Source organism: Actinomadura gamaensis (assembly GCF_042652125.1).
Classification (GTDB): domain Bacteria; phylum Actinomycetota; class Actinomycetes; order Streptosporangiales; family Streptosporangiaceae; genus Spirillospora; species Spirillospora gamaensis.
Genome location: NZ_JBHSIT010000007.1, coordinates 119,336 through 132,710 on the forward strand (window position 1 = coordinate 119,336; position 13,375 = coordinate 132,710).

9 protein-coding genes are annotated in these 13,375 nt (G+C 76.0%); 4 read left to right on the top strand and 5 right to left on the bottom strand.

Annotation, left to right across the window (positions count from 1 at the left end; genetic code table 11):
- The first annotated feature begins 5 nt into the window (after nt 1-5).
- Genes ACFPCY_RS23835 through ACFPCY_RS23845 form a run of 3 tightly spaced genes read left to right on the top strand, consistent with a single transcriptional unit; the run spans nt 6 to nt 3,672 of the window.
- On the top strand, nt 6-1,604 hold the full coding sequence (locus tag ACFPCY_RS23835; RefSeq protein ID WP_378258661.1) for an MFS transporter: 1,599 nt from the start codon (nt 6-8) through the stop codon (nt 1,602-1,604).
- Nucleotides 1,605-1,615: 11 nt separating this feature from the next.
- The gene (locus tag ACFPCY_RS23840; protein WP_378258663.1) at nt 1,616-2,398 is read left to right on the top strand and encodes a glycosyltransferase family 2 protein; all 783 of its coding nucleotides are present in this window, start codon (nt 1,616-1,618) and stop codon (nt 2,396-2,398) included.
- A complete protein-coding gene (locus ACFPCY_RS23845) occupies nt 2,395-3,672 on the top strand; it encodes an acyltransferase family protein (protein WP_378258665.1) in 1,278 nt (425 codons plus the stop codon). The genes ACFPCY_RS23840 and ACFPCY_RS23845 overlap by 4 nt, the downstream gene beginning before the upstream one ends.
- Before the next feature lie 58 nt (nt 3,673-3,730).
- Here ACFPCY_RS23845 and ACFPCY_RS23850 read toward each other — a convergent pair whose 3' ends face one another.
- Genes ACFPCY_RS23850 through ACFPCY_RS23865 form a run of 4 tightly spaced genes read right to left on the bottom strand, consistent with a single transcriptional unit; the run spans nt 3,731 to nt 10,429 of the window.
- Nucleotides 3,731-7,945 carry an alpha-(1->3)-arabinofuranosyltransferase domain-containing protein gene (locus ACFPCY_RS23850; protein WP_378258667.1) on the bottom strand — a complete coding sequence of 1,405 codons (4,215 nt, stop codon included), beginning with the start codon at nt 7,943-7,945 and terminating at the stop codon, nt 3,731-3,733.
- Between the two features lie 51 nt (nt 7,946-7,996).
- Nucleotides 7,997-9,457 carry a glycosyltransferase family 4 protein gene (locus tag ACFPCY_RS23855; RefSeq protein ID WP_378258669.1) on the bottom strand — a complete coding sequence of 487 codons (1,461 nt, stop codon included), beginning with the start codon at nt 9,455-9,457 and terminating at the stop codon, nt 7,997-7,999.
- Nucleotides 9,454-10,278: a glycosyltransferase gene (locus ACFPCY_RS23860; RefSeq protein WP_378258672.1), complete on the bottom strand. Its 825-nt coding sequence runs from the start codon at nt 10,276-10,278 to the stop codon at nt 9,454-9,456. Before ACFPCY_RS23860 ends, ACFPCY_RS23855 begins: the two co-directional genes overlap by 4 nt.
- 19 nt (nt 10,279-10,297) lie before the next feature.
- The gene (locus ACFPCY_RS23865; RefSeq protein WP_378258673.1) at nt 10,298-10,429 is read right to left on the bottom strand and encodes a hypothetical protein; all 132 of its coding nucleotides are present in this window, start codon (nt 10,427-10,429) and stop codon (nt 10,298-10,300) included.
- A gap of 253 nt (nt 10,430-10,682) precedes the next feature.
- Here ACFPCY_RS23865 and ACFPCY_RS23870 point away from each other — a divergent pair, with 253 nt between their 5' ends.
- The gene (locus ACFPCY_RS23870) at nt 10,683-11,126 is read left to right on the top strand and encodes a hypothetical protein (protein WP_378258675.1); all 444 of its coding nucleotides are present in this window, start codon (nt 10,683-10,685) and stop codon (nt 11,124-11,126) included.
- Nucleotides 11,127-11,177: 51 nt separating this feature from the next.
- On the opposite strand, the gene ACFPCY_RS23875 is transcribed toward ACFPCY_RS23870, so the two are convergent.
- Entirely contained in the window at nt 11,178-13,328 is a 2,151-nt protein-coding gene (locus ACFPCY_RS23875; protein WP_378258677.1) for an acyl-CoA dehydrogenase, read from the bottom strand.
- Nucleotides 13,329-13,375: the final 47 nt, after the last annotated feature.

The window sequence follows — 13,375 nt, forward strand, 5'->3', positions numbered from 1 at the left end:
GCCCCATGACCCTTCGCGCACGCGTCCCGGAACGCCGCTGGCTGGCGCTGTCGGTGGCGCTCGCGGCCGCGTTCATGGACCTGGTGGACGTGACGGTCGTGAACGTGGCGCTCCCCCGGATCCAGTCGGACCTGGACGCCGGTCCGGCGCTCGGCCAGTGGACCGTGTCCGCCTACGCCCTCGCCTACGCGTTGCTGCTGGTCACGGGCGGACGGCTCGGGGACATCCTCGGCCGCCGCCGGGTGCTGCTGGCCGGGCTCGCCGGGTTCGTGGCGGCCTCGGCGGCGGCCGGGGCCGCCGGCTCTCCCGGGATGCTCGTCGCGGCGCGGGCCGCGCAGGGCGCGTTCGCGGGGGTGATGGTCCCGCAGACGCTGTCGGTGATCAGCGTCCAGTTCCCGCCCGGACGCGCCCGCGCCCGCGCGTTCACCCTCTACGGGATGCTGCTCGGCGCGGCCCAGGTCGGCGGGCCGCTGCTCGGCGGGATCCTGCTGCACCTCGACGTCGCCGGGCTCGGCTGGCGCGCGATCTTCCTGGTGAACGTGCCGATCGGGCTGCTCGCGCTGGCCGGGGCCGCGCGCTGGATGGACGATTCGCGCGCGACACCGCCGCCCCGGCTGGACCCGGCCGGGGTCGTGCTGGTCGGCGCCGCGGCGCTGGCTTTGACCCTGCCGCTCGTCCAGGGGCGCGAGCGCGGCTGGCCGCTGTGGAGCCTGGTGCTGCCGGCCGCGAGCGTCCCGGCGCTGGTGGCGTTCGCGACGGTCGAGCGGCGGCGCGAACGGCTCGGGCGCAGCCCGCTCGTCCCGCCGTCGCTGCTGCGCCGCCGCTCGTTCTCGGCCGGGTTGCTGGTGACGACGGCGCTGTTCGGGGCGGTCGCGGCCTGCTTCATCGCGCTGACCTGGGGACTCCAGACCGGGCTCGGCTGGTCGCCGCTCAAGGTCGCGCTGACCGGCGCGGCCTGGCCCGCCGGGATGGCCTGCACCGCGCAGCCGACCCACCGGCTCGGACCGCCGCGCGCCCGCGCGTTCGTCCGGACGGGCCTGCTGATCATGGCGTGCGGGGTCGCGGCCGTCGCGGGCGCGTTCGCCGCGGCCGGGACCGACCTGCGTCCCTGGCACCTGCTCCCCGGCCTGTTCTGCGCCGGGCTCGGGATGGGGCTCGCGCTGCCGGTACTGGCCAATTCCGTCCTCGCGGACGTCCCGGCGGACGCGTCGGGCGCGGCGTCCGGCGTCTACAACTCGGTGACGCAGTTCGCGGGCGTCCTGGGCGTCGCGGCGGCCGGGATCGCGTTCTACGGCACGTCCGGAGAGGGCGCCGCCGACGCCTCGCCGCCCCTGACCGACAAGGTCCTTGAGAACGCCCTTCCGCCGACGGACGGCCCGGACGTCGTGTTCACCAGGGTGCAGGATGTCGCCGCACCGCACGCGACCGCGCGGACGCTGGCCATGGCCGCCGCCGTCCTGCTCGTCGCCGCCGCGCTCGCGTCGTTCCTGCCGCGCCGCCTGCCCTGGGCGGACCCGGACGGGGAGCCGGGTGGGAGGTCGTCCCGGTTCCGGGCGATCCGGGCTAGCCTGCTCCGACACGTCCACCCCGGGAGGTCGCGCTGAGCCCCGCACGTGTGACCGTCGTCGTGCCGACCCGGAACTCCGCCCGGACGCTGGAGCGGTGCCTGGCGTCGCTGCGCGCCCAGTCCGCGCCGGTCGAGCTGGTCGTCGTGGACAACGCGTCCGAGGACGGGACGCCGGAGATCGCCGCCGCCTACGCCGACACCGTGCTGGCGGGCGGACCCGAGCGCAGCGCGCAGCGGAACATCGGCTGGCGCGCGGCGTCCGGGGACGTGGTGGCGTTCGTCGACTCGGACATGGTCGCCTCCCCCGGCATCGCCGCCGAGGCGGCCGAGGCGTTCGACGCCGATCCGGGGCTCGGCGGGCTGGTCATCCCCGAGGAGTCGTTCGGGCAGGGGTTCTGGGCGCGGGTGCGGGCCGTGGAGAAGCGCGCCTACCTGGGCGATCCGGCCGTGGAGGCGGCACGGATCTTCCGCCGGACGGCCCTCGACGCGGTCGGCGGCTACGACGAGGACCTCAGCGCGTTCGAGGACTGGGACCTCGCCGACCGGGTCGCCGCGTCCGGGCTGCGGATCGGCCGGACGCCGTCGGGCGTCCTGCACGACGAGGGCCGCATCACGCTGCGCTCCGCCTACCGGAAGCGGCGCTATTACGGACGCTGGCTGCCCGCCTACCGGACCCGTCCGACCGCGCGCTCGTTCGGCCGGGGCGGGACGCTCCGCAGGCTCCCGCTGCTGAGCTCGCCGGTCACCGCCGCCGGGGTGATCGTGCTGAAGGCGACCGAGGCGGCGGGGCTCCTCGCGGGCGCCCGCGCGGCCGGAAGGGACGCCTCGTGACCGCGACGGAGACCTCGCCCGCGCCCGCCGCGTCCCGGCTGCCGGTGATCTCCGGACGGCAGGACGCGCTGGACGGCGTCCGGGCCATCGCAGCGCTGATGGTCCTGCTGTTCCACGTGGCCGCCAGCACCGGCTACCTGCTCCGGCCGCCGACCATGCCGCTGCGGCTGCTGTCCCGGGGCGAGATCGGCGTGCCGATCTTCTTCGTGCTGTCCGGGCTGCTGCTGTACCGGCCGTGGGCCGCCGCCGTGCTCGGCGTCCGGCGCCCGCCCGGCGCGGGCCGCTACCTGTGGCGGCGCGTGCTGCGGCTCATGCCCGCGTACTGGGTGGTCATGGCGGTCGCGCTCGGCCTCTACAGCCGCGACCACCTGTCGGACGTCCCGAGCCTGGTCGGGCTCGCGACCCTCGCCTACGGCTTCGATCCGCATCCCTGGTGGACCGACCATCTCGGGCCGAAGGGGCTCGGGCAGATGTGGAGCCTGAGCGTCGAGGCGTCCTACTACGTCGCCCTGCCCGTGCTGGCGTTCGCGCTGGACCGCTGGGCCCGGCGCGGGCGGTCCGTGGACGTCCGGGCGCGTCGCCTGCTGTACGCGCTGGGCGCGATGACGGTCGGGTCGGTCGGGTACGCGATCGCGGTGCTCCAGACGTCCGATCCGCCGTACTGGGGCAGCATGCTCCCGCAGTACCTCGGGTGGTTCGGCGCGGGGATGGCGCTGGCCGTCGTGACGGTCTGGGCGAACGCGGCGCCGCTCGGCCCGGCGGCCCGGTTCTCCCTGACGGTCGCCGACTCCGCGGTGGTCTGCTGGGCGGCGTGCGCGCTCGTGTACGTCATCGCGTCCACGCCGATCACCGGGATCTCCCGGCTGAACTCGGCCAACGGCTGGACGACCGGGTTCTCCGTCGTCCTGTACGGCCTGGTCGCGGTGCTGCTCGTCGCCCCGGCGGCGCTGGCCCCGGCCGGCGACCCGGTGGTCGGCCGGGTGCTCGGCAACCCGGTGCTGGCGTTCCTCGGCCGGGTCTCGTACGGGATCTTCCTCTGGCAGTTCGTGGTGATCTTCGTGTGGTTCGACCTGACCGGCCACGCGCCGTTCAGCGGGAACCTGCTCACCGACTTCCCGGTCTGCTTCGCGCTGACCGTGGCCGTCGCGACCGTCAGCCACTACGTGGTCGAGGAGCCCGTCCGGAAGCTCGGCGGGCGGCTGGCGTCGCGGCGGGCTGCCGGCGGCGGACGGCCGGCGCCCAGCGGCGCGGCGGGCGGCCGGCAGGGCGGCTAGCGGCACGGCGGACGGTCGGCAGGGCGGCTAGCGGCGCGGCGGACGGTCGGCAGGGCGGCTAGCGGCGCGGCGGGCCGGGCCAGCCGAGGTCGCGGCCGGGGGTCGACCGCGGCATCGCCGCCGACCAGCGCAGTTCCACGCCGTCCGCGAGCCAGGCGTCGGGGGCGTCCGGCGCGGTGAGGGCGGCGGTGAGCCGTCCCAGCACGGCCAGGCCGCAGATCTGCGGCAGGACGTCCCGGAGCAGCGAGAACAGGTCGCCCTCGACGCCGCGCTGCGCCAGCCAGGCCGCGACGGCGACCGACACGCCGCCGACCAGCATGAAGAACGCGGCGATCCAGGCCGACCGGACGCGCCGGGCCGCCCGCCGGCCCGACCACTGCGGGACCGCCCCGACCAGCGCGGACACCGCCGCGACGGCCAGGCCGAGCGGTCCCGCCAGCCAGAAGCCGAGGGCCGCCGCGAGACCGACCGGGGCCGCGACGCGCAGGGACCGGGCGACGCGTCCGCCGGGTGCTCGCGGCGCGACCGGAGCGGCGGGTGGCGGCGGCGACGCACCCCGGCCCGGACGCCGCAACGCGACGGGCACCAGCAGCGCCAGCAGGCCGAGGCCGCCGAACAGCGCGCCCCGGTAGGCGGTGTCGGGCGCGTATTCGAGCGTGATCGTCCCGGACGTCCCGGCGGGGACCTCGAAGCCCTGCCGCCAGCCGTCCAGCCGGATCGGACGCAGCTCGTCGCCGTTCGCCGTGACGGCCTTCCAGCCGGTGTTGTAGTTCTCGTTCACGACCAGGAAGGACCGGCGCGGCGAGCTCAGCCGGAGCCGCCGCTCGCCCGGCCCCCACGACTCGACGGTCACCGGCCGCGCCTTGCCCGCCGGGGCGGCGGCGAGCGCGCCGTCCGGGTCCACGGCCAGGGAGTCGACGCGGAACCGGCCGCCCGCGGTCACCCGGTTGTCGCCGTCCGCCAGCCGGACGGCGCGGCAGGCGCGGAACGCCACCGGACGCCCGCCGAGCACGTCGTCGACCGTCCCGGTGATCCTCGTCTTGACCGCGTGCCCGTTGACCGCGAGGTCCGGCCCCGTCCCGCAGGACGTGGTGAACGGCAGGAAACCCGACCGGGTCAGCGTCGGCACGCCCGGGATCGCCACCTCCGACACCTGGACGGGCACCTGCGACGTCGCGAACCGCAGCGTCACCCGGTCGGTGCGCATCGGCGCGAACCGGAGCTTGCCGCTGCCGTCCACCAGGCCCTCGCGGGCCTCGCCGTGCGTGCCGAGGACGGTCACGGTCAGCGCCGACCGCGCGCCCGGCGGCCGGGTGACGGTCAGCTCGTCCAGCTTCAGCTTCCTTCCCCACGCGAGGGTCAGGGTCGGCTTCTTGTCGTCGCCCGCCGCGATCCAGGTCGTGGCGGGGTCGCCGTCCACGGCGGCGCGCGGCTGGGCCGGGGCCTCCTTCGTCCACGTCGAGCTGGCGGCGACCCTGGTCTGCGATCCGTTCCGGGTGAGCTTGTCGATCAGGTCCGGATCGGTGACGACCGCCCGGCCCGTGACGGCCGCCGAGCCGCCGCGGCCGGTGAAGACGCGGCGCAGGGTCGCGCCGTCCTCGTCGCCGCGCGCCAGCTCCGGCGAGCAGACCCAGCGCGCCGAACCGCGCATGCACTCCGGCCGCGGCGGCGTCACCCGGCCCATGACCTGCGCCGCGGTGCCGCCGCCCGGCCGCTTCGGGACGGCCGGGAGCCGCAGGTACCGGTCGGCGGTCACGCCGGGGATCGACAGCTCCCGGACGCCGACCCGCGAGCCCTCCCCGGCCTTCCCGGCGACCGCGAGGATCCGCAGCCGCACCCACGACGTCGGGCCGGGCGGCGCGGCGAGCGTCTGCGCGCCCGCGACCGGCCGGACGTCCTGCACCTGGCTGCCGCGCTCGGTCTCCACCGCGACGCGGCTCGGGGCCGGGCCGAGCAGGTCGTTGCGGGTGAAGGTCACCTGGATCGAGCCTGGATCCAGCGGGGACGGCAGGTCCACGCGGAGCCACTGCCCGACCGGCCCGGCCGTCCCGCCGGTGATCCACTGCGTGTCCGGGTCGCGGTCGAGCGCCGCGTACGGGATCGCGGCCGGGTCCTGGATCCCGATCGGCGTCACCGGATCGGACGCCGAGGACGACGCGGTCACGTTCCTGATCCCGTCGTACTCGGCGACCGTCTGCGCGCCGTCCCAGGCCGGGTCGCCCGGATCGGGGCCGAGGGCGTTCTCGGTCTCGATCCTCGACCCGGCCGTCAGCGTCGGGCCGATCTGCGTGCGGATCTCCGACCGCGCCCGGTCGCGCAGCCGCGCCGCGTCGGACGCCACCGGCGCCCCGCCGAGGTCGGACGCGTCGTCCCCGACCAGCACCGGACGGCCCTTGAGGCCGCCCGCGTCGGCCAGGTCGAGCAGGCCCTCGGGGCCGCCGCGCAGCCGGACCGCGCCGTCCGCGTCGAGCAGGCCGGCCACCGGGCGGGCGCCGTCCACCTGGTAGATCTCGACCGCCGGGTACTTCTGGTCGAGCGCGCTCACCGCGTCGTCGCTCCAGCCGCCGGGCTGGTCGCCGAACGCCGCGACGCGGCGGACGCCCGGCGAGGTGTCGAGCGCCTCGTGCACGCGCGCGGGCCACGCGCCGCTCAGGTCGCCCCGCGAGAGGTCGTTGCGGACGAGCAGGTACCGCACGCCCGACCGCGCCAGCACCTCCGAGAGCCCGGCCGAGCCGCGGCCCGCCGCGACGCGCTGGTCGATGGCGTCCAGCATCCGCGCGTAGCCGGGCGAGCCCTGCGGGACCATCTGGCGGGCGCCCCAGCGCGTCCGCAGCAGCGGCTGGACGACGTCATCCATCGGACGGCCCCACGTGTAGCTGCCCGTCCGCGAGCCGGGCAAGGCCAGGACGGACTGCGTCCCGGCCCGCTTGTTCAGCCACGACGCCGCGTCCCGCCAGTACTGCGGGACGTCCGGGAAGGCGCCGGGCGCGGCGAGGCCGTTCGCCATCGCGGGCGTCGCTACCGCGAACAGCGTCAGCACCGTGGCGGCGAGTACGCCGACCCGGAACCGCCGTTCGCGCAGCGTGCCGGGCAGGTGGGCGATGCCGAGCGCCAGCGGCAGCCGGACCATCCCGTCGAACTTGTACAGGTTGCGGAGCGGCGCGAGCGGGCCGTCCAGCAGGTCGCGCAGGTGCGGAGCGAGCGGGCCCTCGATCCGGCTCGCGTGCCCGGCCGCGACGATCGCGACGCCGCCGAGGAGCACGAGCAGCGGGAACGTCCGGTCCGGCAGGTCCCGGCGGACGAGCCCGGCGAGCCCCAGCGCGGCCAGCACCGCCGTGACGACGACCAGCCAGGCGTGCCCGGCCAGCGCCGACCCGACCGGCAGCGCCTGCGGCAGGTAGTTGATCCAGCGCTCGGTGCCGCGCAGCACGTCCACCAGGCCGGTGGTCGCGGTCGTCGTGTCGGCCTGCTCGGTGTAGCCCAGCCAGGAGAACCCGTACCGGCCGGTCAGGACGAGCGGCACCAGCCACCAGCCGACGGCGCACGCCGTCGCGACCGTCCACCAGGCCAGCAGCCGGAACCGGCGCGTCCCGCGCGGCCGGGTCAGCAGGAACAGGAACGGGACGACCAGGACCGCGACCGTCGCGGTGCCGTTGATGCCGCCGCACAGCCCGGCGGCCAGCCCGGAGCGCGCGGCGGCCCGGATCCGGCCGCCGTCGCGCCGCGCGGCGGTGGCGAGCGGGACGACCGTCCAGGGCAGCATCGCGAGCGGCAGGTACTCCCAGGAGTTCTGGCCGAGCGACGACAGCGCGTGCGGGCTGAGCGCGTACGCCATGCCCGCGGCGAGGCGGGTCGTCGGGCCGCCCACCTCCAGCCGCGCCGCGAGCGCCCGCACGCCGAGCAGCGCCGCGCACATCAGCAGCGCGAACCAGAGCCGCTGGACGATCCAGGCGGGCATCCCGGCCGCGTGGCCGAGCCAGTAGAACGGGCCCATCGGGACGAAGTAGCCGGCCGCCTGGTTCTGGAGCTGGCCGAACTGCTCGGCGTCCCAGAGGTGCAGCGCCCGGCCGAGGAACGCGCCGGGGTCCAGCACCATGTCGATCTTCGTGTCGGCGAGCAGCAGGCCCGGCTCGGCGCACACCGCGAGCGCGGTCAGGGCGAGGCAGCACACCAGCAGGCGCAGCCGGTCGCGCAGCCGCGGATCGACCGCGACCTCGGCGGACACGATCGACACGCCGTCCGGCACGGTCGCGGACGGGTCGCCGACCACCATGGCGCTCGCCTCCCCCCGGACCCGACCCGTACCGACCCTCGAACCGCCGGATCAGCGTCCGGCGGCGTCCGCGAAGCCGTCGCCGACACCCTCGCCGACAGCCTTGCCGCCGCCGACACCTTTGCCGTCGCCGTCGCCGTCGCCGTCAGCCTTGCCGACGCCGTCGCCGGTGTTCACGGCGGCGGCCTCGACACGGCCGAGCAGGCGTTCGAGGGGCGTGGCGGGACGCAGCGCCTCCGCCTCGCCCGCGTCCAGCAGCTCGTCCCGGACCGGACCCTCCACGACCCGGAGGTGACCGTCACGGTACCGGCGGACGACGTGTGCGTCCGCCCCGGGTGCGGTCGTCCGGCCGGTGCCGCTGCCGCCGCGGCGCCGGGCCGCGCCGACCAGCTCGCCCATCCGGGCGGCGGTGCGCTCCCAGTCGAACTCGGCGGCCCAGGCGCGGCAGGCGTCCGCGATCGCCTCGCGGCGGTCCGGGTCGGCGAGCTCCTTCAGCGCCCGGTCGAGGGTGTGGGCGAGCTCGGCCGCGTCGCCGGTGTCGGCGGCGAGCCAGCCGGTCGTGCCGTCCCGGACCGCGTCGCGCAGGCCGTCCACGTCGTAGGCGATCGTCGGGACGCCGAGCGCGGCGGCCTCCGCGACGACCAGGCCCCAGCCCTCGCCGCGCGAGGCGCTCAGGTGGACGTCGGCGTCCGCGAGCGCGGCGGCCTTCCCGTCCTCCGGGACGAAGCCGAGCAGCTCGACCGCGCCGCCGAGCCCGCGCGCGGCGATCTCGGCCGCGAGCCGGTCCTGCTCCGGGCCGCGCCCGATGATCCGCAGCCGCAGCCCGGGCCGCCCGGGCAGCTCCCGTTCCACCAGGTCGAGCAGCAGGTCCACGCGCTTGTGCGGGACGAGCCGGGTCACGCACACCAGCCGCGGCGCGGACGGGTCGGGCGCGGGGCGCGGCGCCGGGTCGTCGCGCGGCCGGTCCACGCCGACCGGGACGAGGTAGACCGGGCCCGTCCAGGCGAGCCGGGAGCGCAGCGCCTCGACCGTCGTCGGCGAGATCGCGGTGCAGGCGTGCCGCCGGTAGGTCCGGCGCGCGACCGGGCCCTCCAGCGTTCGGCCGATCCAGGCGAGCCAGGCCGGGAAGTACAGGCCGAACTGCTCGTCGTGCACGTGGAAGATCGCGCAGAACACCGGGACGCGGCGCGGCAGCACCCACGGCGTGAAGAACGGGATGCCGTTCTGGCAGTCCAGCACCGCGTCGAACCGCCTCCGGTGCGCCAGCATCCACGCCAGGACCAGCGGATACACGGTGAACCGGCCGCCGAGCCGGACGAAGTCGACGCCCTCGACCCGCTCGCGCCGGAGCTGGCCGGGGGCGCGGCAGGTGACGTACGTCACGGCGGCCCCGCCTGCGGCGAACCGGCGGGCGATCTCCCAGGCGTACCGCTCGGCGCCGCCCGCGGCCGGATGCCAGGGGTCGCGCCAGTTCACGATCGCCACGCGCAGCGCGCGGACGCCCTCGGTCATCCGGACCCGGCCCCGCTGATCTCGGTGAGCGGCAGCGGGACGACGCCGGCGTCCGGTTGCGAGGCGGCCGGCTCGGCGACCACGGCCCGGCGGCGGGCGGCCAGCCGGATCGCCACCACGTCCCGCAGGCAGCGCGCGGAGTGGCGGCGCACCGAGAACGTCGAGCCGGGCACGTCCCGCCAGCGGACCGGGATCGCGGTGATCTCCGCGCCGCGCCGCGCGCAGTGCATCAGCAGCTCGACGTCGAAGGCGAACCCGGTCGTCGTGAGGTCGGCGGCCGCCGCGCGGGCGAGCGGGCCGTCGAAGAACTTGAAGCCGCACTGGGTGTCGGTGACGCCGCCCGCGAGGTCGCGGGTGAGCCGGTTGAACACGATCGCCCCGACCTTGCGGAGCGGATGGCTGTAGTCCTCGACCAGGGACGCCGGGTGCCGGCGCGAGCCGACCACCACCGGACGGCCGGCGCGGAGCAGCGCGAGCGCGGCGTCCAGGCCGGAGAGGTCGGTGGCCATGTCGGCGTCGCAGAACCCCACGTACCGGGCGCTCGTGGCGAGCAGGCCCGCGCGGACCGCCGCGCCCTTGCCGCGCTCGGGGCAGTCGATCACCCGGACCGGGACGGGGCCGCGCCAGGACGCCGCGATCCGGGCCGTCCCGTCGGTGCTGCCGTTGTCCACCACGAGGACCGACGCCGCCACCGGGAGCGCGGCGAGCCCGGCGCCCAGCGCGTCCAGGCCGCCCGGCAGCCGGACGGCCTCGTTGTAGGCGGGCACGACGACCTCGACGGTCGGCGGCGCGCCGGTCGGCTGGGCGGGGACGACGGCCATCGCGGGGGCGGAGCCCGGCCTACCGGGAGCCGTAGTTGTACAGCGGCTTCAGGACGGGGTCCTGCTGCGACGCGTTCTCGTAATGGATGACGCTCACCGAGGTCAACAGCGCCAGCAGCACGCCCGCGATGGCAGCGATCGCTATGCGCATCAGGGGTACCTTCCACGTCGGGGGATGCGAGGGATGTGTCTCGTCACAGTAGTGCCCGAGGTAACAAATGACCAGACGATCAGCGAAATCATGACAATCCATGACAATGCGTCGGTCCCGGCGCGGGACCGGTGAGCCTCGCTCGGTGACCGCAAGCGGACGCCCGCCGGACCGCCTCCCTCTGCCAGGATCTTGCCGCCCGCCCGCCACGTTCAACCGATCCACGGATCGACCGATCATCGCGAGGAGACGCATGCGGACGCGCAAGACCCTCACCCTGGCCGGTGTCGCCGCCGGAGCCGCCACGCTGGCGGCGAGCCTCGCCGGGCCCGCCTCGGCGGCCCCGCGGACCGGCGCCGCCGCCAAGGGCCTCCCGTCGTACTGCCGGATCAGCACCGTCGGGCCGTACCGGTCCGGCGGCTACGTGAAGCTGACGACCAAGGTGACCTGCTCGAAGAAGGTGTACGCGCTCGGCGTCGAGGCCGGCGTCGGCATCGCGAAGAAGACGCCCGTCCGGGCCAAGAACCTGAAGAAGAACGTCAAGGCGAACTCGGTGACGGCCGCCTACAAGTGCCGGTCCAAGGCCCTGCACACCTTCGCCGGATACAGCGGCGCCGGGATCGTCACCGTCAACGGCAAGAAGTACTCGTACCTGAAGGGCGTGCCGCTCAGCCGGTTCCTCAAGACCCACTGCTGACGCCGCGCGATCCGTGCGGGAGCCGTCGCTCCCGCACGGCCACGCGGACCGTCAGTCGCGGGGCAGGCCGAGGATGCGCTCGCCGATCACGTTCAGGTTCACCTCGGTCGTGCCGCCGCCGATCGACATCGCGCGGGACGCCAGCAGGTAGCGCGTCCAGCGGCGGCGCAGGTCGTCGCGCCAGCCGCCGGTGAGCGCGCCCTCGGCGTCCAGCAGGGTGAAGCCGTACTCGGTGACGCGCTGGCCGTGCTCCATCGCGACCAGCTTCCGGACGTTCGCGGTCGCGCCCGGGTCGGTGCCGCTGAGCTGCTTCAGCGTCGCGCGCAGCCCAAGCAGGTTGAACGCGTGCTCGTCGGCGGCGAGCCGACCGAGCTCGTCGCGGACGACCGGATCGTCCGCGACGTCCAGCTCCCGCGCGAGCCGGACCAGCTTCCGCAGGTCACCGCCCAGTTGGAAGGAGCTGGTCAGGCCGACGCGCTCGTTGGCGAGGGTGTTGCGCGCGACCCGCCAGCCCTCGTTCACCGCGCCGACGACCAGGTCGTCCGGGACGAACACGCCGTCCAGGAAGACCTCGTTGAACACCGCGTCGCCGGTGCACTCGCGCAGCGGCCGGATCTCGATGCCGGGCGACGCCATGTCCACGAGGAAGTAGCTGATCCCGTCGTGCTTCGGCCGGTCCGGATCCGTGCGGGCCAGGCAGATCCCCCACTGCGCGTCGCGCGCGAGGGACGTCCAGATCTTCTGCCCGCTGATCGACCAGCCGCCCTCGACGCGCTCGGCCCGCGTCGCGAGGCTCGCGAGGTCGCTGCCCGCGCCCGGCTCGCTGAACAGCTGGCACCAGACGATCTCGCCGCGCAGCGTCGGCCCCAGGAACCGCTCCTGCTGCTCCTCGGTGCCGTACTGGACGAGCGACGGCACCACCCACGCCGCGATCATCAGCGGGACGGGCCGGACGTCCGCCGCGCGCAGCTCCTGCTGGATGACGATCTGCTCCAGCGGACCGGCGTCCCGTCCCCACGGCCTCGGCAGGTGCGGCGTCACCCAGCCCTCGGCGGCCATCGCGGCGCGCTGCTCGAAGACCTCCATTTCGGCGAGCTCGCGCACCCGGGCGCGGATCCCGGCGCGCAGCGGCGCCGCGTCCTCGGCCAGCTCGACGTCCATCTCGCGCCGGACGCCCCGGACGGCGAGTTCCGCGATCGTCGCGCGGGCGCCGCGCGCCCGGCCGAGCAGCGCGCGCAGCGTCAGCGCCCGCCGGTAGACCAGGTGCGCGTCGTGCTCGAACGTGTAGCCGATGCCGCCGTGCACCTGGATGTTGCCTTCCGCGCAGGTCACGGCCGCATCGGCGGCGAGCGCGCGCGCCACCGCGAGGGCGAGGGCGCGCTGGTCCGGGTCGTCCTCGGAGAGGGCGCGGGCGGCGTCCCAGACGGCGGCGCGGGCGCGTTCGAGGGCGATCAGCATCCGGCCGCAGCGGTGCTTGACGCCCTGGAACCGCCCGATCGGACGGCCGAACTGCTCGCGCAGCTTTGCGTAGGCGACGGCGTCGTCCAGCGCGCGGGCCGCGACGCCGCACGCCTCCGCGCCGAGCAGGACGGTCGCGAGCGCCCGGACGTCCACGCCGTCGACCACGCGGCTCTCGTCGAGCGGAGCGAGGCCCGCGACCGCGACCTCCCCCACCGGACGCGTCAGATCGAGCGATTCGAGCGGCTCGACGCGGACGTCGGCGGCGTCCACGACGACCCATCGGCCATCGCTCAGGGGAAGGACGAGCACGTCGGCGAGGGACGCGCCCAGCACGGGGCCGACCGTCCCGCCGTCCTCGGAGAGCTCGCCGGTGAGGGCGACGGCCGCCGTGCGCGAACCGTCGGCGAGGCCGGGGAGCAGCTCGCCGGCGAGCTTGCCGTCCCCGCGCGCGATGATCGCGGACGCCAGGACGGTCGGCAGGTACGGGCCGGGGGCGAGCGCGCGGCCCAGCTCCTCCAGCGCGACCGCCTGCTCCAGCAGGCCGCCGCCCTGGCCGCCGTGCCGTTCGGGCAGGTGCAGCCCGGGGAGGCCCTGCTCGGCCAGCGCGTCCCAGAAGGCGGGGCGGCGTTCGGGACCGTTCTCGACGGTCGCGCGGACCGTCCGGTCCACGCCGTGCCGCTCGACCAGTCCCCGCACGGACGCGGCGAGCGCCTCGTGCTCCTCGGTCAGTCCGATCGCCATGGCCGCACCTCTCGCTCGGGAGTAAGCCACAGCTTATTAGAACGATA

Excerpts from the sequence above, each read along its gene's own strand:
- ACFPCY_RS23835 (WP_378258661.1), top strand. The coding sequence starts at position 6 with ATGACCCTTCGCGCACGCGTCCCGGAACGCCGCTGGCTGGCGCTGTCG.
- ACFPCY_RS23875 (WP_378258677.1), bottom strand. The coding sequence starts at position 13,328 with ATGGCGATCGGACTGACCGAGGAGCACGAGGCGCTCGCCGCGTCCGTG.
- ACFPCY_RS23860 (WP_378258672.1), bottom strand. The coding sequence starts at position 10,278 with ATGGCCGTCGTCCCCGCCCAGCCGACCGGCGCGCCGCCGACCGTCGAG.
- ACFPCY_RS23850 (WP_378258667.1), bottom strand. The coding sequence starts at position 7,945 with ATGGTGGTCGGCGACCCGTCCGCGACCGTGCCGGACGGCGTGTCGATC.
- ACFPCY_RS23855 (WP_378258669.1), bottom strand. The coding sequence starts at position 9,457 with ATGACCGAGGGCGTCCGCGCGCTGCGCGTGGCGATCGTGAACTGGCGC.
- ACFPCY_RS23865 (WP_378258673.1), bottom strand. The coding sequence starts at position 10,429 with ATGCGCATAGCGATCGCTGCCATCGCGGGCGTGCTGCTGGCGCTGTTG.
- ACFPCY_RS23870 (WP_378258675.1), top strand. The coding sequence starts at position 10,683 with ATGCGGACGCGCAAGACCCTCACCCTGGCCGGTGTCGCCGCCGGAGCC.